The sequence below is a fragment of the Weissella oryzae SG25 genome, from assembly GCF_000691805.2.
Taxonomy (GTDB): domain Bacteria; phylum Bacillota; class Bacilli; order Lactobacillales; family Lactobacillaceae; genus Weissella; species Weissella oryzae.
Genome location: NZ_DF820491.1, coordinates 60937 through 82689 on the forward strand (window position 1 = coordinate 60937; position 21753 = coordinate 82689).

The 21753-nt window shown below is 39.7% G+C and carries 17 protein-coding genes; 1 reads left to right on the forward strand and 16 read right to left on the reverse strand.

Annotated elements, in window-relative coordinates:
- Positions 1-48: 48 nt before the first annotated feature.
- Positions 49-384: an ArsR/SmtB family transcription factor gene (locus TT13_RS06495; protein ID WP_052348572.1), complete on the forward strand. Its 336-nt coding sequence runs from the start codon at positions 49-51 to the stop codon at positions 382-384.
- A gap of 41 nt (positions 385-425) precedes the next feature.
- Here the strand turns inward: TT13_RS06495 and TT13_RS06500 are convergent, their stop codons facing one another.
- The 16 genes from TT13_RS06500 to TT13_RS06575 form a co-directional block, all read right to left on the reverse strand.
- Entirely contained in the window at positions 426-1529 is a 1104-nt protein-coding gene (locus TT13_RS06500; RefSeq protein ID WP_045476849.1) for a WxLIP family cell surface protein, read from the reverse strand.
- A 183-nt stretch (positions 1530-1712) separates the two neighbouring features.
- Positions 1713-3590, reverse strand: coding sequence for an acyltransferase family protein (locus TT13_RS06505; protein ID WP_027699234.1), 1878 nt, complete (start codon positions 3588-3590; stop codon positions 1713-1715).
- A 273-nt stretch (positions 3591-3863) separates the two neighbouring features.
- On the reverse strand, positions 3864-4577 hold the full coding sequence (locus TT13_RS06510) for a WxL domain-containing protein (protein WP_027699235.1): 714 nt from the start codon (positions 4575-4577) through the stop codon (positions 3864-3866).
- Between the two features lie 301 nt (positions 4578-4878).
- On the reverse strand, positions 4879-6231 hold the full coding sequence (locus TT13_RS06515) for an amino acid permease (RefSeq protein WP_278279340.1): 1353 nt from the start codon (positions 6229-6231) through the stop codon (positions 4879-4881).
- A gap of 240 nt (positions 6232-6471) precedes the next feature.
- On the reverse strand, positions 6472-6915 hold the full coding sequence (gene msrB, locus TT13_RS06520) for a peptide-methionine (R)-S-oxide reductase MsrB (RefSeq protein ID WP_027699237.1): 444 nt from the start codon (positions 6913-6915) through the stop codon (positions 6472-6474).
- Between the two features lie 488 nt (positions 6916-7403).
- A complete protein-coding gene (locus TT13_RS06525) occupies positions 7404-7589 on the reverse strand; it encodes a hypothetical protein (protein ID WP_027699238.1) in 186 nt (61 codons plus the stop codon).
- Positions 7590-7686: 97 nt separating this feature from the next.
- The gene (locus TT13_RS06530; RefSeq protein WP_052348573.1) at positions 7687-10572 is read right to left on the reverse strand and encodes a DEAD/DEAH box helicase; all 2886 of its coding nucleotides are present in this window, start codon (positions 10570-10572) and stop codon (positions 7687-7689) included.
- Positions 10573-10628: 56 nt separating this feature from the next.
- Positions 10629-11150 carry a cysteine hydrolase family protein gene (locus tag TT13_RS06535; RefSeq protein ID WP_027699239.1) on the reverse strand — a complete coding sequence of 174 codons (522 nt, stop codon included), beginning with the start codon at positions 11148-11150 and terminating at the stop codon, positions 10629-10631.
- A gap of 181 nt (positions 11151-11331) precedes the next feature.
- Positions 11332-11763: a universal stress protein gene (locus TT13_RS06540; RefSeq protein ID WP_027699240.1), complete on the reverse strand. Its 432-nt coding sequence runs from the start codon at positions 11761-11763 to the stop codon at positions 11332-11334.
- A 101-nt stretch (positions 11764-11864) separates the two neighbouring features.
- Positions 11865-14495, reverse strand: a complete 2631-nt coding sequence (locus TT13_RS06545; protein ID WP_027699241.1) for a cation-translocating P-type ATPase — start codon at positions 14493-14495, stop codon at positions 11865-11867.
- 412 nt (positions 14496-14907) lie between these two features.
- Positions 14908-16317 (reverse strand): dihydrolipoyl dehydrogenase, encoded by a 1410-nt coding sequence (gene lpdA, locus TT13_RS06550; protein ID WP_027699242.1) that lies wholly within the window; start codon positions 16315-16317, stop codon positions 14908-14910.
- A 2-nt stretch (positions 16318-16319) separates the two neighbouring features.
- Positions 16320-17621, reverse strand: coding sequence for a dihydrolipoamide acetyltransferase family protein (locus tag TT13_RS06555; protein ID WP_027699243.1), 1302 nt, complete (start codon positions 17619-17621; stop codon positions 16320-16322).
- Complete coding sequence (locus TT13_RS06560; RefSeq protein WP_027699244.1) at positions 17614-18594, reverse strand: alpha-ketoacid dehydrogenase subunit beta; 981 nt, start codon at positions 18592-18594, stop codon at positions 17614-17616. The genes TT13_RS06555 and TT13_RS06560 overlap by 8 nt, the downstream gene beginning before the upstream one ends.
- Before the next feature lie 2 nt (positions 18595-18596).
- Positions 18597-19730, reverse strand: a complete 1134-nt coding sequence (locus tag TT13_RS06565) for a thiamine pyrophosphate-dependent dehydrogenase E1 component subunit alpha (protein WP_045476851.1) — start codon at positions 19728-19730, stop codon at positions 18597-18599.
- 17 nt (positions 19731-19747) lie between these two features.
- On the reverse strand, positions 19748-20752 hold the full coding sequence (locus TT13_RS06570; RefSeq protein WP_027699246.1) for a lipoate--protein ligase: 1005 nt from the start codon (positions 20750-20752) through the stop codon (positions 19748-19750).
- 546 nt (positions 20753-21298) lie between these two features.
- Complete coding sequence (locus tag TT13_RS06575; RefSeq protein WP_340147922.1) at positions 21299-21748, reverse strand: NAD(P)H-binding protein; 450 nt, start codon at positions 21746-21748, stop codon at positions 21299-21301.
- Positions 21749-21753 lie beyond the last annotated feature (5 nt).

A 21753-nucleotide genomic window follows, 5' to 3' on the forward strand; every position in this document is an offset into this window, starting at 1 on the left:
TTTACTGTATGATTAATAATATTATTACTTTAGGTAAGGAGCTTTATTGTGGCAATTGAAAATTATCCAAAGAAAAGCATTACACTAAAAAACCACGAAACCGCTGACCAAATTGCCAGCCCACTCGCTAATTTTTTTAAAACACTTAGCGATCCAACTCGCCTTAGAATTATTTTGGCAATTGGTACAACCTCGCTAAGTGTAAATGAAATTTCAACTATTATTAACATGAGTCAATCAAGCGTTTCTCACCAGCTACGCATTTTACGTGATAACCACCTTGTCATTAGCCAACGCTTTGGACAACATATTCATTATCAATTAACTGACCAACATGTCCTAACAATTCTTGAAAATAGTTTAGATCATATTAGCGAAAGCTAAAAAAACTGACAGACCAGTGTTTACCGAGTCTGTCAGTTTTTTTACTTTTGCCGCTTCTTTATTAAGAACCAGCCAACTCCAAAGATTAGTGCAAGCAAGCAAACTACCCCCACTAAAATGCTAGTCCAGTCTGTTGATTTTATTGTCACGTCCTTGCGGTTTAAACTTTCAGCAACTGAGCCTTTAATTGTAAATTCTCGCTCAAATTGCCAGCGATATTGATATTTTTCGGCCTTTTTATCATCAAAAGCCCTTGTTTCATAATTTGCTTGGCCGTTTTTCTCAGCAAAAGCCGTCAACTTCAGGAGATACTTTCCTGGCTTTAAACGTTCACCACTATCCAAATTAATTGAATAATTAAAATTAGTATTCGGTGCCATTTGCATAGTTGACCGCTTACTTTGATATAGAAGTTTTTTACCATCTGCCGAATAAACCTTAGCAATCACACCAAATTGATTAATATATACTGGCAGTGGATTTTGTAAATTAGCATCAATTACATTACGATAGTTCACCTGACTGGCTTTAACAGACTTTAATTTTAATCCATCCTTGGCTACTTTAGCCACTGGGAATGAATTACTTAAATCTTCGTTTTGCCGCATCAATAGGGCCAATTGGAACCCATAAATATTTTTTATCGCTGTCTTACTAGTTCCCTCTTGAGTGGCATTATCCGCTGCTTGATCATTAAAGGTCAGACCACCAGCTATAATACCGTCAAATTTTTCGTCCGGCATCTTTACTTTAAATATGACATCTTTACTTTCGTGCGCCTTTAATTTAACATCTGTTGGAATTGTAACTAAATCTGGTAAAGCATATTTCAAACTTTTATCTGCTTTAGCTGTTAAATCACCATAATCAACCGCCCCATTTGCATTGGTACTTGCGCTTGCGACTTTAGTAGTAACTGTAATCGGTTTGTCAGTATTATTTGAATATTTTAAATGTAATTCTTCTTCTTGACCAGGTTTTAGGAGGAGATTAAAAAATCCATCCTTTGTGTTAATTTGATTATTTGGCAAGGTTGGCTCAACTGAAAAACTTAGCTCATTAGCTGAACCAATTATGAAACTAAAAGCAGTCACAATGGTTATGCAACTAATAAAAATCACGGACTTTAAAATTTTCTGTAACATATTCCCCTCCATCTATCCAAGCCGTCTATTCCCCACATCTACTTAATAAAAGCAAACAATCTTTACTTAATTATATATTAAACACCAGGTATTTACCTGATAAACACCTTGAAAAGTCCGTATATAACTATTTAAATCAATAAAAGCCGTAAAACTCTCAATTTGAAAGTTTTACGGCTTTTATTAGTGACTAACTTTATCAAGCAAAGCTTTTGCTACAATTTGTGTATAGTATAACTCACCATCGGAATTTGGATGAACTTGATCATCATAAAACCAATCCGGATGATTGCTACTAGCTTCATTCCATGAAATAATATGCAAATTTTTATACTGCTTGCTTGCTGCTGCAAGTTGCGTGTTCACTTGATTCTGCCAACGCTGCGCAGGTGCATGAATATCAACCCAATACACCTGCCTATTTGAACCAATTGAATTCATAAAATCATTGAACTGGCTATCAGTCCAAGTACCATTGGTTCCCAATGATACCAAAACCGTGTCCGCCAATTGATTTGAATGTTTTAAATCATCTAAAACTGAATAGCTCTCATAAAGTTGTCGACCAACTTGTGCATCAATCTGCATTTTTGGAAAAACACTTTGTAATTGTGGGGCTGATGCTAAAACAACTGAATCCCCAATTGCAGTAACTGGTAAATTTGCAGCCGCTTGAACTTGACTTTGGGAAAGACCAAAACGTTTGGTTAAATCGGTTGCGTCACCATCTGCTTGGCTACTAGCTGACATACTATTTGCCTGATCAGCAGCTTTCTTTTTTAGTAAATCACTATTTTCCTTAATCTTATTTTGTAACGCGCTAGGTTTACTTGATCGGTCACCAGCTGCTGGTAAAGCAATTATCACGAACATGGCTGTAAATAAAACAAATAATGTATACTGTCGTAATCTTGCCTTTTGTAATCCTGGTTCTAGTATGGCTACCTTACTAGCTAACCACCAATCTTTAACGGTGCGATTTTTCAAAGGTTGCTCAATATAGCGATATGATAGTTCACTTGCCAATAAAATTAACCCAATCTCAATTAAAGTATACAAAATAGGTTGTCTACCGACATCAACCTTTGCTTCAAAAAAGACCATAATTGGAAATTGCCACAGATAAATCCCATAGCTTCGACTACCAATATATTTAAAGAAAGGTGTTGTCAGTAAGCGACCAGTTATCGTTGCTGGGTGAGCAACCACAAGTATTAGTAGGACAGTAAATATACTAAATAAGTACATCCCCCCCTGGTAGACAAAAGCTGAAGCGTCGCTGACAAATAAATAGAAAACAACCATCAAAATAAGGCTTCCAAGTCCCAATAAATCTAGCACATTGCGATTTTCGCTAGGTATTTTTTTGCTCAAGCCACTACTAGGCCAAACAAAAGCTAAGGCACCACCCAGTAGAAATGCAAAAGCACGTGTATCGCTACCATAGTAAACTCGACTTGGATCAGTCCCAGGGTGAAATAAAAAAGCCATTACAACGGCACTAATAATACTTAAGGCAAACAAAATATTAAATATAGTTTTATTGCCTTTACTCCCCTTGAAAAAATAGCTGAGCACGATAAAAACAATGGGCCACAGTAAATAAAATTGACCTTCAATTGATAGCGCCCAGATATGCTTAAAAGGTGATTCATTGCCAAAACGATCGAAGTAACTTGTGCCTTGCAAAATTTGCCAAAAGTTATTCACATATAAAAGGCTCGACAAGACAGCCCCTCTTAAATGGACTAATAAATTTCTTTGAAAAATTGCAATATAAATTGTGCTTGTCGAAACTACAAAAAATAACAAAGGGAAAAGTCGTCTAATCCGTCGTTGATAAAATTGTTTAACGGCAATTTTACCGTTTTGAATTCTTTCTTGCCTAAGTAAATCAGTAATCAAATACCCTGTTAATGAAAAAAATATTATAACCCCTAAAAAACCACCTGGTAAAAAGTTAGGAAGCAGATGATAAACTATCACTCCTACTACTGCTAGTGTACGTAATCCATCAAACCCTGTAATATACCTAGAACTTTGAAGCCTTTTCTTCTCCATGCACTCGTTTCCTCTTCCTGGTAACCACCCAAATATAACAATTCAAACTTTTTACCCTAACATTATTTTAACTTTTATTTATTACTTAATCATTTACGAATAAGCCCCGCTAGTAAGTTTAACAGCTACTAGGCCGTTTTAACCACTAAATTAATAATTTTAATTATAAACGCCTTGTCAAATTCAATAGCAGACAATTAAAGTATTAAAACTACCTACTACCTAATATAGCGCAAAAAAAGGATGGTAAACCAAAAACCATCCTTTTATCGTTTAATTGCTAACAGGTGTTTGTGCCAAAGTCCAGCGCAATGTAGTTGTATATGCACCGGTTTGTTTCATTGATGCACCTGGAACATATAGGGAAACTGTTCTGGCACCATCAGTACTATCATTACCATACCGAGTCACCCAGGTTCCCTGCCCAGCAGCCTGTGCTGCGGTTGTTACGCTCTGTTCAACTCCTTTAACTAAAGTATAGTTTGCAGTTGTCGTTGGCCTACCGGCATCTGAACCTGTAGCAGTTAAAACATTTCCACTACCGAAGGTTAAACTAGCTCCTGTGAGTGACTTTGTGCCATTTTTAAAGTCATCAACTTGTGTGACTTTCAAGGACCATCCTTGCGAGGTACCAGTATTATCTGTTACCTGGACATAATTTGGTACACTTTTCTCAGTTCCAGTGCTATCTTTACCCTTGGTTAAAGCTGCATAATAAGTCTGATTTATCGAAGTAATCTTCTGGCTACCAAAGTCTAGTGATGAAGCGAAATCAATTGATAAAGGTCCACTTGTCCCAGCCTGTGCCGGATTATCTGGCGTAAATGGATTGTTTGGATTAGTCGGATCGACTGGTGCAGTTGGATCAGTATTTGTAATGAAATTAATTGACGCATTTGACGTATAGTTTACATCGGCACTAACTGCTGGTTGCATTAATATCAACGTCGCTAAGCTTAAGCCGCCGACTAAGATTGCTTTTTTCATGATACTCCCCCATCTTTCTAGTCCCATCTAAAAATTTAACAGTTTATTAAATCACCCATTTTAAACAAAGCAATGATACCGAAGCTATTACCGTAGTTAGGTTTCACCAATCAACTAATGCTGCTATCCTCTTCTTACGCTTGATTATCCCATACAGGTGCATTTTTTTTATGAGGACTTTGCTAAGGGCTTATGAATTGTTTAATACCAAGTTATGACCAGCTTTTTTAACAAAAATAAAAGTCAGTCGTTTCGCAAAGCAAAACAACTGACTTTCTTAAATTAATTAGAATAATTACTTTTAATCTGCCTTCCGATAACTAAAGAAAGCGAGCAAGCAAATGACCAGCGCAAAAATTGAAAGATACCATGGATTAGTGGTTACTTGTGAATAAACTACAAAAATCAAAAATAGCAACACAATCACGGTAATTATCTTCAAGAACCAATTAGCAACGCCACTAACCTTAAAGTACAAAATCAAAGCTGAAACCAGCAAAACCATCCATACGATTGAAATGGTATAAGAAATTGAACCAGCAACAAACTGCCAAAAACCATTTCCAAAGATTGCTGATAAAATCACACCTAAGAACAAAACAGCTGAACTTACAGCAATTGCTCGTGTTGGTACTTGATTTTTATTTAATTTACTCAAGCTTTTACCTAAGCCAGTTTTTGAACCTTGTACTCGCGAATATAATGATCGTGAAGTGGCATAGATTGCTGAATTAACCGCTGAAAAAATGGCAATAACAATAACAATCAAAATCAACTTATCAGCGTGTGGAATCCCAACACGCCTAAAAATTGTTGCAAACGGACTTTCCGCGTTTGGATTAGCTACTTGCTTCCAAGGTAATAGCTGTAGAAATAGATAAATTGGAATTACATAAAACGCAATAATCCGGAAAAGCACACTTCGAATGGCTTTCGGAATTGCAAGTTTAGCATCCTTAGTCTCAGCAACTGTGACAGCCGCCAATTCAGAACCACCAAAGGAAAATATAACGACCAATAGTGAATTCATCACTCCTTTTAGGCCACCTGGTGCAAAACTTGGAGCCGTACTCTGGTTAGCAGCTAGTTGTGCAGCGGTTTGCTTGAAACCTAAATGAATATTATTAATGAATAATAGATAGAAGCCAACAGCAATTAAAATAATAATTACAGCAATTTTAACAAAAGCTAGCCAATATTCAGTTTCCGCAAACGCACGCACTGAATATAAATTAATCCCAGTGCCTAACACCGCAACAACCAAAGCAAAGACCCAAAGGGGCACGCCCGGAATCAGCATACTCAAAAAAGTTGCTACTCCGGCCTCTTCAGCAATCAAGACTGCCATCCAAGTTGCCCAATAAACCCAGTCGGTAAAATGAGCCATATGCGGCCCAATATAAGGTTTAATAATTGCTGACATTCCAACATCTGATGATCGCTTATTGTGTAAAATCATCTTAGCCACACCATTCATTACAATATATAATGAAAAACCAGCCAAAACGTAGGCAAGAATTGCTGCTGGTCCGGCAGTTGCAATCACTGAACCCGATCCCAAAAATAATCCTGAACCAATTGCTCCCCCAAGTGAGAGCATAACGACATGGCGAGTTTGTAGCGCAGGCTTTAACTCATCTTTTCTTTCTTCCACAGGTAATACCACCTTTAAATTTGTTCTTTTTATTTTCGATCGCTCACTTAGTATTTGCTCTGTAACCCTGCTTGGAGTCGATACACGATTAATTACAACAAAATACTTTAAATAAAAAGACTTCCATTAATTTAGCACAAAAACAAACGATTGTCATCATTTTCTAATCTTTCTTTCATAAACATACAAATAAAAAACCGTGATAGGTCTAAACCCACCACGATTAATATTAGATTAACTTTAATTTTCAAACAAAGCTTTATACTGACCATAACCTGCTGCATCTAAATCAGCTTTAGGAATGAACTTCAGCGCTGCTGAATTAATGCAATACCGCAACCCACCGGCTGCCATTGGCCCGTCATTAAAAACATGACCTAAATGAGAATTTGCTTGGCTAGAGCGAACTTCATCGCGAACCATCCCCGCGGTAAAATCAAGCTTTGTTGCCGTACTATCTGTATCAATTGGCTTTGTAAATGATGGCCAACCACAGCCCGCATCATACTTATCTCGTGAACTAAACAAGGGTTGACCACTGACTACGTCAACATAGATGCCTTCATCAAAGTTAGCGTCATACTCATTATTGAAGGCGGGTTCAGTTGCATTTTCTTGCGTAACAGCATACTGCTCAGCCGTCAACTTTGCCCGTAACTCTTGCTCACTTAAATTCTTATCCATCATCAATCCCCCTATCTAACTTTAAGTGGGTTACCATCGCCAACCATAATCGATAGTTAAATCTGTCCCCACTTTCAACCAAAACGGTACTTTTGTACCTAAGAATATTATCGCTCAACCAACTTAATTAAACAATAATTATACATATTTGAACGTTCCCATGACTAAAGTTACGGGATTCGACAATCCTAATTTAGCAAAACACTTAGACAATGCACTACTTATGTAACAATCTCCGAAATGAAACTCAATGAACCAAATCGTAATCATTTTGTAAACTTAGCCTGATGCGCAAATGGCTAACTCTTAAGTCTTTAAAAACGAAAAGGTTCTGTCTCACTCATATTTTTGGTTTATAGTCACTAAACTGCTTGGCTCTTAGCTTGGCAGTAAAGTCTCGAATTTTCTGTTTATTTATAAACGTAAATTTGCATCGTTACATAATAAAATAAGGAGTTGAACAATTTTCAAAATTTCTAATTAGGTCGTTAGAAAACCAATTGTTTAATCAATCCTAAGCCTAGCAAAATTATTAATAGCGCCAACCCCAAAAATGATTTTGAGTGGCCAGCTAATTTTGATTGCTTTACATTATAGCTACTTAGGTTTTTATTAATTAAATTTTGACTTTGATAATATTCAATTAATTGAATATCCTTATGTCGCTTTTGCATATTTTCCCCACCCTATATTCTGCTATTCAGCCTGGTAAATCCAGGCATTTACTATATATTATACAGACAAAACAGGTGGATTCTACTAAAACCGCTTTTAGCTTAATAAGCGTTTATACAAGGCATGTTGAACCGGTTGTGCCAGTTGCAGCACAAACTTTATCAGTGCAGTAGCTTGCCCTGCATTATCCTGCATGCTAATTTCTTTGGCACTAAGGACTTTAGCACTACCTAAGTAGTAGAAACTCTTGGTATCTTTAACTGTTTCATCCGACCAGCGCATGAAAACTTGTAAGACACCATAATTTTCCTGTGCCGCTAATTGTTGTTCGATTGGACTATGTAGCGTCCGCTGACTTTTAGAATAAAAAGTTAATCGGTTTTCAGCTAAAAATTCATTTGTATAATCAACTGAATTTATCGCTCTATCGCGATTAATGGTGATAAAGATTGGTAAAAAGCGGGCATCAGTTCGCTTAATATAGCCACTAACTACTAGCCCGGTTTGTTCTTTTTCCCAAGCAAAGCCTTTAATAATATCACGTCGATAATAACGATTACCAATTTCAAAACGCACTTGATTATCTGTAAATTCAAGTAACTGCTGCCAGGCCGCCTCAATTGTATCGTTAATATACGCCGCAAAATCCATATTTTCTGCCAAATTTTGAGCAAAATCACTTGTAAACTGCCACCGTCCAGCTTGTCGCTCAACTGGTGCCTGTGCTCCAAATTTCTTTGCGGTAACTGTTAAGAAGTAAGTATAGTTTAGTACCCGTTCTACACTGTCTAATGTTTCTGAATCATAGAAAAATTGATGCTTTTCAAAAGATTCAATAATTTCTGCGTCAGTAATAACCCGCTTTTTCACTAGCAAACGTAAAACCGCTACTTCGTTAATCCGCTTTGAATTAGCAATTTCTTTGCTGAAAAAAATCAACCACGCACTCTGTGCAGGTGTAAAGGTGGGCACAGCCACTCCTTTAGCAAACTTTGCCTGCATATTTTGTACGGTTGTATACTTTTCAACAATATCATCAAGCGTTACGCTCGCAAAACGCAGAAAGTCAGTTAGCATTGGTAATGCTTTCCCACTCTTGTCGGCTACTGTACTGAAAGCCGTTTTGAAGCGTTGACTAGCCTTTAAATCAGTTGCCCGAATACCATTTAATAGGCGCGTTTGCGCCAATTCTTCGAAATTAATTGTTGAAACACCCGAAATTGTCGGCGCTAAAACAGTGTTAATTAGTTGTTCTTTATCTGTATGCAGTTGTTGTCCCAAAGCCAGTGGAATCAGATAATTATTTTGGTAATTACCAATAAAATCAATTACAGTTACATAGTCCTTACCAATGTTTTTACGTAAGCCCCGGCCTAATTGTTGCAGGAAAATAATCTTAGATGTTGTTGGTCGCATCATCACAATTTGATTAATCTCAACAATATCAATACCTTCATTAAAAATGTCAACGGTAATTAAGTATTTAAGCTTACCTGCTCGTAAAGCTTGAACAGCATCTAAACGCTCGGCTAACGGCTGCTGACCACTAACAAATTGACTTGCAACACCCCGCTGTGTCAATTCAACGGCCAAAGCCTCGCCTTCGGTAATTCGACTTACAAAGATTAGACCGTGAAGTTGCTCGCCACTATAACCGTAGTATGCTGTCTTAGCTAAGAGGTAATCAACCCGTTCTGGCGCAACCAAATATTTTAATTGCGTCTGATCATCGATGATTTGCCCATTTAGTTCAAAATCACTCACTCCAATATAGTGAAAGGGGGTCAATAAGTTCGCAGCTAATGCATCAAGTAAGGATACTTCATAGACAATATTATTATCAAAATATTCATAAACATTTATACCATCCGTCCGCTCTGGCGTTGCCGTCATTCCTAACATAAATTTAGGTGTAAAATGTGCTAAAATCCGTTCATACATTGTGGTTTGCCCGGCCTGCTTGCTTAGGGTAACACGATGCGCTTCATCAATAATAATATAATCAAAATAATCGGCTGAGAAGGCAGCTAAAATTGACGGACTAGCCATCATATTAACAGTAGCAAAGGTATACCGAGCCTGCATATCGTGCTGATTACCTGATAAAATTCCGTAGTCACTGGCAGGTCCACCTAAAATCCGCCGAAAGCTTGCTAAGGCACTCATTAAAATCTGCTCACGATGCACAATAAATAGAAGATGTTGTACCTTAGCCTGCTGAACCTCAAAAGCTGCCAAATAGGTTTTACCCGTCCCAGTTGCCGATACCACTAACCCGCGTTGTGCCCCCTGTAAGCGTGTATTTTCAAGCGCTAGTAGTGCCCGTGCCTGCATTTGGTTGGGCTTAATTTGGGCGGTATAAGTCGGTGAAGTCGCTTGACTAGGTTGCTGTACTTGTTGCTGTGCCTGCCAAAAAGCTTGGTAATCATTAATCCATTCAGCACTCAAGGGAGTTGCATCAGCCCAAAGGGTCTCAGCTTCTTGCAAAACGTCTTGACCTAATTGTCCGGTCGCCTTAGATATTATTTTTAAATTCCACTCACCATTCCGTTTTAAAGCATTTTGGGTTAAATTAGCTGAGCCAACAATAATCGAATGATAATCTCCCTTAGTAAAAATGTAGGCTTTAGTGTGTAAAGCTGTCACTGAACTAATTTTGACACTTAAATTTTTAATTTTTAATAATTCCCAAAAAACTTTAGGCTGATTAAAATTAAGATAATTAGCTGTAATAAGGCGACCTTTAATCCCACGCCGAGCTAAATCAGCAAATTTGCTTTTAAGACTAACTAGCCCACTCTCCGTAATGAAGGCCACGACAAAGATAAAGCTTTCTGCCTGATCCAACTCCTCTAGTAAATGCTCCAAGACATTATCGCTAGCGCTATTGGTAATTAATTGTGGACTCAAATGACTATTATCACTTGCGCTATTAAACAACGCATATTGAATTCCCGCCTCTAACTCACCAAAACCTGCCATTTATTTTCGCTCCATCACTAATTTGCTTAGCTGTATTGTTAGTAAACTTCTTTGCGTTATTGCTCATTTGCATTTAAAATCTCAACTTGTAATGAGCGCATGGTTTCGAGTGCTGCTCGATACTTGCTTGGACTAACGCCAGCAGTTGCCTTAGCATCGACAATCACACGAACTTCCGGTGCAAAGTTCTTTATCAAGACAACATTTGAAATGACACAAATATCAGTATCAAGACCGATTAGTTCGACCTGATCTGGTGCTTCATCTCGAATATATTCCGCCAGTTCAATTGAACCAAAAGTGCTTTTTTCAAAAATCTTTTTAAAGCCAATCTGTGCATCGACTGGTAATTGCCAACCAAAGCTCCCCTTTTGGGCATGGACAATTGGTAAATTATGTCCTTCTTGTGTTTGCATATAATCCTCAAAATGGGTATCCATTGTTGCAAGGCGCTCTTCGGGCTGATATTCTTTTAACTTTGTCAAAACATCAGGCATAATTGCCACTGCTTCTTTATTTCCCAAACTACCATCAATAAAGTCATTCTGAAAGTCAATCAATACTAAGAATTTTTTCATTATGCACCCCTGTCTTTTAGTCAACATTGCCAAAGCCCCCTAACTTAGGTTCAAAATTATCTAAGTACCAAGTAACTGCACTCACTAATTTTTATCAAGTAAATTAACCTAAGCGAGTTCATGATACAAAAAAAATGGCCTTGGTACAAGTTACCAAGGTCATCATTTTCGTTACTTTTATTTACCGAACCAAGAAAGTATCGACTTCGGCATGCTTAGCAACATATTGAGCCACTGAACCCAAGAGCAAACGCTCCAAGTTTCCCTTACCAGTTGCCCCCATTACGATTAGATCAATACCATCATCTTCTGGATACTGCTTACTAATCAGATTTCGTGGATCACCAGTCACAACCTCAACATTGATTTTAAAGCTATCACTATTACCTTCCTTCAAGGCGTTTAGGCGCTCTTTAGCAGAGGCAATCGTATTATCACGCCGTTCTATATCGTAGATAACACCATGATCAGGTGAGCTAATTACCCGTTCTTCGTAAACATAGAGCAAGGTCATTTGTTCAATTCCGAAGTGCTCACCAATTTCTACGGCTTGTTCAAAAATGTGCTTTGAAATATCTGATCCATCAAGTGGTACTAAAATATGCTTAAACATAGTCAACCTCCTAGTATTTGCTTGCTTAATTTAATTTATAAGTTAATTATAAATTTTGATTATGGTTTTTACGGGCTTAAAGTGTGAATAAGCCAATAACATTAATTGTTTTTTCGCCGTGCAATTTTCACAATCTCGATAATTAAGGTTGGCAGTAAAATCAGGCCAAGGGCACATAGCCAATATGGCCAAGGTAAAACTACCAAATGAAAAGCGGTCGCAATTGGTTCAATTGTCACCAACATTGCAGTAATCAAAATTGAAAGGCCCGCTAACTGATATAAACGTGGATTGCTGCCATAAGAATCACTTAGTATCGACCTTGTGCTGCGAATATTGAATACATGGATAATCGAAATAACTGATAAGACTAAGAATGTCATTGATTGTCCCACCATCTCTGATGGTGTAACCCCATTAAAGCTAACATGTGTTCCCAAGTAAAAGGCTACCAGTGAAACACTGGTAAACAACAGCGCATTACCAATAATCTGTTGGGATAGCCCTTGACCAAACAATTTAGCATGCTTGGGTAGTGGCTTTTTTTGCATATTAGTCAGATCATTTTCTTCATAACTCAAAGCAAAACCTGGTAGGCCATTGGCAACTAAGTTAATAAATAAAATATGAATTGGCAAAAGTGGGCTGCCCCAACCAATTGCTAGAACTAAGAGAATTAGCAATACTTCAGCTACGTTCGCTGATAGTAAGAAGTTAATTGTACGACGAACCCGGTCATAGGAACCACGCCCTTGACTAATTGCGGCAACAATCGAGGCAAAATTATCATCTGCCAAAATAATATCGGCCGCTTCCCGTGCCACATCAGTTCCCGTTAAGCCCATGGCAATTCCTACATCAGCTGCTTTAAGTGCTGGCGCATCATTAACTCCATCACCAGTCATCGCTACCACGGCTTGATTTGCTTGCCAGGCCTTAATAATCCGAATTTTATCAGCCGGAGTAACTCGTGCAAAAACTGCATAATGTTGAATATTGTCTGTTAGAGTTGCATCTGACATTTCACGTAATTGACTGCCTGTTAAAGCTTGATCACCCTCACCCAAAATGCCAATTTCTTTAGCAATTGCGCTTGCAGTCAGCACGTGGTCACCAGTAATCATTACGGTCTTGATGCCAGCTTGTCGAGCTTCTGCAACGGCTTGCTTTGATTCTGGTCGTGGTGGATCAATCATGCCGAACAAACCAATTAATTTTAAATCTTGCTCCAAAAACTGTTCAGTTAATTCACCAGCAGGTAATTCATCAAAATACTTCACAGTCACTGCAATTACACGTAAAGCTGATTTTGCAAAGCTAGCTGTAACTTCTTCGGCCCGCTTTAAATCACCCTCTGTGATTAATGGTTTTAATACATCGATTGCACCCTTTGTAATTGCCATATAGGTACCATTTGGCATTTTTTGTACGGTCGTCATGCGTTTTCTAGTTGAATTAAAAGGAATTTCGGCAATTCTTGGATAGCTTGCTTGCAGCTGGCTTAACTTTGCAATCCGCTCGGTTGCAGCTACCAAGGCAACTTCAGTTGGTAAACCTAAAGCTTGATTGTCATCTTGGTCATAGTGGACATTGCTTGCCAAACCAGCCATGACCAGTAGGCTTCGAGCATTTTCATTAGCCTTATAATCAACATCAAGATTACTAATTTCATTATCAGCACTAACCCATATCTTTTGTACTGTCATCTTATTTTGGGTCAAAGTTCCGGTTTTATCAGAAGCAATCACTGATGTTGTACCTAAAGTTTCAACCGCTGGCAATCTTCGGATAATTGCCTGACGCGCAGCCATCTTACGAACGCCAACCGCTAAAGTCATTGTCACAATCACTGGTAGCGTTTCTGGGACTACCGCAACTGCCAATGATACGGCAATCATAAACGTTTGCATAAAGGCTAATCCCTGTAATAGACCAATTACCATGACAATTAGCGCTGCAACCACGGCAAAAATTGAAATTTGCCGGCCAAGTTGTTTCAGTTTAATTTGCAATGGCGTTAATTGCTTCTGCTCACTATTTAATAAGCTTGCAATTTGTCCCAGTTCAGTCTGGTCGCCGACCGCTGTTACTAGTGCCAAAGCAGATCCATTCACAATGGTTGTACCACTATATACCATATTGCTACGGTCAGCTAATTCAACTTCGTGTGTAAAGTCAGTATCTGCATTTTTTTCAATTGGTAAACTCTCGCCTGTTAAGGAAGCTTCCTCAACTTGTAGGTCGGTTGTTTCTAACAAACGTGCATCCGCTGGGATTTTTACACCGTTCTCAAGATATAAAATATCACCGACCACCACGTCAGCACTGCTAATAGTTTCAACTTTACCAGCCCGCAGGACCTTCGTTGAGGCTTGGTTTAAAGCTTGTAGGGCTGCTAATGCTTTTTCAGCTTTCCCCTCTTGTAAAATTGACAGGACGGAATTAATTATCACAATCCCGATAATCAAAATTCCCTCAACAATTTCACCACTTCCCTCCAAATATGCAGTCGTAAAGGAAATTATTGCTGCTAAAAGCAGAATAATTGTGGCGACGTCTTTTAAGGTATGCCCAATTTTTTTCAAAAGGCTTTCGCGAACCGGTGGCGATAGTTCATTGCGCCCATAACGAGCACGCTGGTTAGCAACTTTTTGGGTGCTATCAAGCCCCACTTTCAAATCAACTGCATGGTCTTTTAATAGTTGGTCCCGCTTAATTAAATAATCTTTCATCTACTTTGCCGTCCTTCCCCCAGTGTTAAGCTCTACAATTGTTCTCAATAAAATATTAGCAATTTTCAATGAAAGAACTATGACTATTTGATGAGCACCTTGTTAAACTTACTTTTGGTATATATCAACTAGCTAAAGTGCCAAGTAAAATTAGTTAAAAGTTCATCCCATTCTCCTGCATAACAAACCACGCTTCTTTAAAAGCTTGATACTGATATAATCAGCTTTCCAAATCACGAAAAATAAAAACCTGCCTAATTAATTCCATTTATCTATCAATCATCTACCGTTAAGGACATTAACAATGCTATTATCATTTCTGTTGAACAAACATCCCCAGGTTCAACAAAATTTTGGGTTTTCAATCCCAAAAAGGCCTAGTAAATCTAATCGATTTACTAGGCCTTTTTTATTAAACGTGAATTGGCAAACCGTCAGCTAATTCTGCTGTATCCATAATTGCTTCACCCAAGGTTGGATGCGGATGGATTGTCAAAGAAATATCTTCAGATGTTAAGCCATTTTCAATCGCCAAGGCTAACTCAGAAATCAAATCTGAAGCCCCTGGACCAACAATTTGACTACCAAGGACGGCCTTTGTCGCCTTATCAGTAATCATACGGACAAAGCCAACACCAGCATCCATTGATAGCGCCCGACCATTCGCTGCAAATGGGAACTTAGCAATGCCAACTGCCAAGCCCTTTTCCTTAGCTGACTCAGGCGTCTCACCAACAGTTGCAACTTCGATATTCGTATAGGCAACGGCTGGGAGTGCATAGTGCATATCAATTGCATTATCAGCACCCGCAATTGCGGCAGCGGCCACTTTAGCCTCAAAGCTGGCCTTATGTGCCAAAGCTGGTCCTGCAACCACATCACCAATTGCATAGATATGTGGGACTGACGTGCGCTTAGCAGCATCAACTTCAATCAAATTATGCTCACTTAACTTAATGTCAGTATTATTTAGACCAAGGCTGTCCGTGTTTGGCCGACGACCAACTGAGACTAGGAGGTAGTCCCCAGTTACCGTCTGTTCGGCACCATCAACTTCAAAGGTCAATGTAACTTCATCAGCCGTTTGACTTGCTGACTTAGCCATTGCACCGGTGAAAATTTCACCGCCCCGCTTCTTAAAATCAGCGATTACTGGCTGAATTAGTTCCTTATCAAATCCATTTAAAGTCTGAGGCAAGCCTTCAATAATCGTAACCTTAGCACCCAAGTTTTGATAAGCACCACCCAATTCTGAACCAATCACCCCACCACCAATTACAATCAAATGTTTAGGAATTTCAGGTAAGCTGAGGGCTCCAGTTGAATCAACAATGCGGCCACCAAACTTGAAAGCAGGAATCTCAACGGGCCGTGAACCAGTTGCAATAATGGCATTATTGAACTGCAAAAGCTCATGTCCTTCGCCTTCAAGTACATTTAAAGTTTCATTGTCATTAAAAGAAGCTTCGCCATGAATAATTTCAACTTTGTGCTTCTTCAATAACATCTCAACGCCACCAGTTAGTTGGTTAACGACCTTATTTTGCTTCCAGTCTTGGGTCTTTTGCCAATCAAGTGTGGCAGTGGGAATTTCTAGTCCATAAGGATTAGCCACTTGGGTACTCTTATATTCATGTCCAACATGAATTAGAGCTTTCGAAGGAATGCAGCCAATATTCAAACACACCCCACCAATATTATCTTTCTCAATAATCGTGACTTTTTGCCCTAATTCAGCGGCTCGAATGGCTGCTACATAACCACCAGGGCCTGAACCAATTACGACTGTGTCAATTTCTCGTGCTTGTGCGCCAACAACCATAACTAAACCTCCATCAACATGTAGGCAGGATCAGCTAACAATTGCTTTAAGTAATTTGTTGCTGTTTGTGCTAACATTCCATCAATCAAACGGTGATCATACGTCAAAGACAACTTCATATTTTGTCCAACGGCCAACTCACCATCAGCGTCAACAATTGGTTCTTTAACAATTGAACCAAGTCCCAAGATTGCAACTTCGGCACCATTGATAATTGGAGTAAACCAACTACCACGGGCGGAACCAATATTAGAAATTGTAATCGTGGCTCCCTGCATTTGAGCTGGCTTCAAAGTACCGTCTTGAGCAGCTTGAGCTAAGTCGGCAATTTCCTTAGCAATTGCCATAATTGACTTAGCAGCCGCATTAGCAATCACTGGTACAAACAAACCAGTATCCGTGTTAACAGCAATTCCGAGGTTAACTTCATCATGGTAGATAATCTCATTCGTCTTCATATCAACACTAGCATTCAATTCAGGGTATTCCTTAACCGTTGCCGCCAAAGCCTTAGCCACATAGGCCAAGTAAGTCAACTTAATTCCCTTATCCGCTGCCTTAACCTTAAAGTCCTTGCGGTGTGCAACTAACTTAGATACTTCAACTTGATCAAAGTTGGTTACCGATGGGATATTAGTATGTTGGTTCTCCATCGCCTTAGCAATTGCCTTACGAATTCCCGTCATTGGAACTCGACCCTCAGTCACCTTTGGTGCTGGGGCTGGCTTAGCTGCCGCTTGGGCTACTGGAGCAGTTGGCTCAACTGGCGCTGGCGTTGCTACTGAAGCTGCAACTGGAGTTGGCGCAACGGCGCTTGGCCCATTTTGTACATCCGCTAAGGTAATATGACCGTGCCGGCCAGTTGGTACAACGGTCGCTAGGTCAATATTATGCTCATGCGCATAATGACGAACCGATGGCATGGCCAAGATTTGCCCGTTTGAAGCAACGGTTGGCGCTGGCGTCGGTGTAGCTTCAACCGCTGGCGTTGGCGCCGCTGCAACTGCCGGAACAGCCTCAGGCACTGGTGTTGTAGCCGCTACCGGCGCTGGTGCTGCTTGTTCACCAGTTCCATCAAACTCAATTAGAGGATCACCAACTGCTACAACAGTTGGGGCATCGACATACAACTTAGTTACTGTACCAGCATAAGGTGACAAAATTTCTTGCATCAATTTGTCGTTTTGAACTTCAGCCACTTCTTGGTCAACATCAACATGGTCGCCGACCTTAACTAACCAATTTGTAATTTCGCCTTCTGCCATTCCTTCGCCAATATCTGGCATTTTAAAAATCTCAGTCATAATTCACGACCTCCAAAGCCTTTGCTACAATATCATCTGCCTTAATCATCCAGTCATTCTCGGCTTGCGCGAATGGATAAATGCTGTCTGGAGCAGCTACGCGACCAATTGGTGCTTGTAGGCTCAAAACAAAGCGTTCAGAAATTTCAGCCATTACGTTCGCTGCAACTCCCGCCATCCGTTGCGCTTCTTGCACAACCACGACCCGACCGGTCTTCTTAACCGTGGCACCAATTGCTTCAATATCTAATGGTGAAACGGTCCGTAAATCGAGTACCTCAGCAGATACATCTTGCTTGGCCAATTCCTCAGCTGCCTTAAGTGCTAGCGGTACACCACCACCATAGGTAATGATTGAAACATCACTACCTTCATGGGCAATAGCGGCCGTATCTAACGGTGTTGTATAGTAACCCTCGGGAACTTCGCCCTTTAGTGAGCGATACAAGTGCAAATTCTCCAAGAAAACAACGGGGTCATTTGATTCAATCGAGGCCAATAATAGACCCTTTGCATCAGCTGGATTGGCTGGCATTACTACTCGCAAACCAAGTACCTGGGCAACCATCCCTTCCAAATTATCCGCGTGCATTTCTGGCGTCTTAGTTCCACCTCCATAAGGTGAACGTAAAACAATTGGCATATTGCGGGTATTGTTAAAGCGGAAGCGATTCCGTGACATCTGGCCAGCAACTGAATCCATCACTTCAAAAATAAACCCAAAGAATTGGATCTCCATGATTGGTCGGTATTGTTGCGTAGTTAGTCCGATCGCTAAACCACCAATTCCTGATTCGGCCAAAGGCGTGTTGAAGACACGGTCTTCACCATACTTGGCTTGAAGCCCATCGGTTGCACGGAAAACTCCACCATTTTGACCAACATCTTCACCAAAAATCAATGTATTTTCATCTTTAGCCAAAGCTAAATCTAAGGCTTCGGTGATCGCTGCAATATATGTCTTAACTGCCATGATTACTTTCCCTCGCTTTCAAACTTTGCAATTTGCTCTTGCATAACTTGGCTTGGTACCTCAAGCGTGTGCTTTAGGTAATCTGAGATCTTCTGCTTCTCAACATTATCAGCTGTCTTAATGGCAGCATCAATTTCTGCATCAACTTGGGCAATATGCTCAGCTTCAATTTCCTCACTCCAAAGTTGCTTACCTTCAAGGAAGGCACGCATCCGAATCAAAGGTTCTTTAGTCCAATGCTCGTCAATGTCTGCTTGTGTCCGGTAACGCAATGGATCATCACCTGCGGTTGAGTGGGGCTCCAAACGGTTGGTCAAAGTCTCAATCAAGACTGGTCCATTTCCTGCCACGGCCCAAGCACGGGCTTCTTTGGCTGCTAAGTACATTGCAATTGCATCGTTTCCATCAACAACAATACTTGGCAAACCGGCGGCCCAACCCTTGGCTGCTAGATGTTGAGCGGCCGTTTGTAAGTCACGAGGCGTTGAAATTGCAAAGCCGTTATTTTGCACAAAGAATACCGCATTCGCCTTATATGCCGAAGCAAAATTAATACCCTCATAGAAATCACCTTGCGATGAACCACCGTCACCAGTGTAGGCATAGGCCACAGCATCTTGTTGGCGCTTGCGTAGCCCTAGGGCAACACCAGCCGCTTCAACGTATTGCGCACCGATGATAATTTGTGGGAACCAAGCGTTCACTGGGCTACCATCTTCCTTCGTATATTCATTACCAAGTTGGTGGCCACGTGACCACAAGATAGCCTTCCAAATTGGCCAACCCTTAATGACAATTTCCGGAATATCTCGATAACCTGGGAAAAGCCAGTCTTGATCCTTAAAGGCATAGGCTGAAGCCATCTGTGAAGCCTCTTGTCCAGCTGTCGGTGCGAAGAAGCCAAAACGCCCCTGCTTAGCCAACTTGGTTGAACGAATATCCAATTGACGGCTCATCACCATATTCTTCATGATTTGGACTAGGTCCTCATCAGTCAGCTCACTCCGTGACAAGGCGTCTGAATCAACGATTTGTCCGTCATTATTTAGTACCTGTAGCACTGGAAAGGCTTTATCTTGTGTAACAAGCTGTTCTGCGAAATCTAAAATCTTTGCATTTGTCTCTGTAATTGCCATGAGTATACTCCTTAAAATTAAGCATTATCAGAATCAGCGGCAGTAAACATCGCTGCTAATTCTTGATTGGAAATTTCACCAAAGTAACGTGGTTCCTTATTACGTTCTAAAATCTCAAAAATTGTTGTTGCCTCAAATGGTTGACCAATAAATTGATCTTTAATCACACGCCAATCGTCTAACGCCAAGAAATCACCAACAAAATTAATATCAGTAATCAATCCCGCCACTACATTGGCCTGGACATCAATTGAACCAGCTGTAAACTTTTGATGATTACTGAAAGAAAATTCTGGACTTGCACCATAATTCCAATCCCAATTATCAAATTTTTCAGCCCGCCAAGTTTTAATGCCTGCGATTTGCTCATCACTCAGCTTTAACTCACCGTCTTTGCCTTCATCAGACAAATAATAAGTTAACTTATCAATAAAGGCCTCAATTGTTAAATCGGCTGGTGCATAATCTTTAATGTTACCCACTCGGGCACGAACAGATTTAGCAGCCTTAGAAATAAACTTTTCATCAGCTACATTCAAGACCCGCACCATGGTATCAACGTCAACATCCCAAAGTAAAGTACCGTGATGCATCAAGTAACCATTTGCATAACGTTGTGCATTACCTGAAATTTTCTTACCGTCAACTACTAAATCATTCCGACCAGAGATTTCAGCCTCAATCCCGAGTGAACGAAGTGCATCATACATTGGTTGAACAAATTGCTTAAAATTCACCTGACCCGAACTAGGTAGTGGTACAAAGAAAGTGAAACAAATATTGCCTAAATCATGATAGACTGCTCCACCACCCGACATACGACGCACAACTTTGATACCCTTCTCATCAATCAAATCTTGATTAATTTCTGCAAAGGTATTTTGGTTGCGTCCTACAATCACTGATGGAGCATCTTGCCATAGGGAGAAGACCGGTTTATCCGGCTTAAGGTTATACAACAACCAACTGTCAGTTGCAATGTTGGTCGCGGGATCCGTCCCGAGATATTTGATGTACTGCATCTTACTCGCCTCCGAAAAATGTAAACGTTTTCATAAATATATTATAGACGTATTTTTCACAAAGTCAAAGATTTTCAACCTTAAATGTAAATTAAAAAGGACTTTTTTCTTAGAAAAAGTCCCTTTAAAGCCTATTATTATCAAATATCCGGAAAACCGGATAAATATTTTATTTTAAGTTACAAAAAATAAGTTTGTGAAATCAATATAAAAGTTCAATTAATTCGCTGAGTTGTGCTGTTGCTTAATGCGCGCTCAGGAATCATCGTACTATTCATATTTTTAAGTAGGCCAGCTTATTGTAATACCCGTTCAAAACATATTTTCTTTGAACGTTTAACCGCCATTTTGTGGATTTATTTCCAAACAACGCACCTGTATTTAAATCTCACCTGTTTAGCTAAGTACAGGCCTTAGATATTAAAGCAAAACTGGTCGGAAAAATCTCGGTTCAATCCCGAAATTTTTCCGACCAGCTACCGACTCAAACTTAACGTCAACTTTTTAGCACAATGCACTTTACGCCACTTTTAAAAAGTTTTTTTATTAAAGGTTTGTGATTGCTACAGAATCATTTTGATATTGTTCTGGCTGTAAAATCAATTGACTTATAAAGTGTGCCACGTTCCCTCTTGATACTTCAGCCACTTCAACTTGATCTGTTCTAGCATTTATAACATAATCTGATTGTCCATCATTGGTTAGCAGATTAGGTCGAATGATTGTTGATATGATTGAACTAGCTTCAATTATATCTGCGCCTAGAGGCTCGTCACCAATATAACTATTTGGGTCGTCCATCATTCCACCCTGTAACCGCATCTCTGGAATTGCCGCCTTTGGCTCTTCCTCATAAATGCCGATTGTTGCAACCCAAATCAAACGTCTAACATTACTTTTTTCAGCAGCTTTGACCACGGCCTTTGCCATTTCGGCCATTGGACTTGGTCCAAGATTTGCATATACAATATCTTGCTCTTCCATTGCTTCAACCAGGGCAG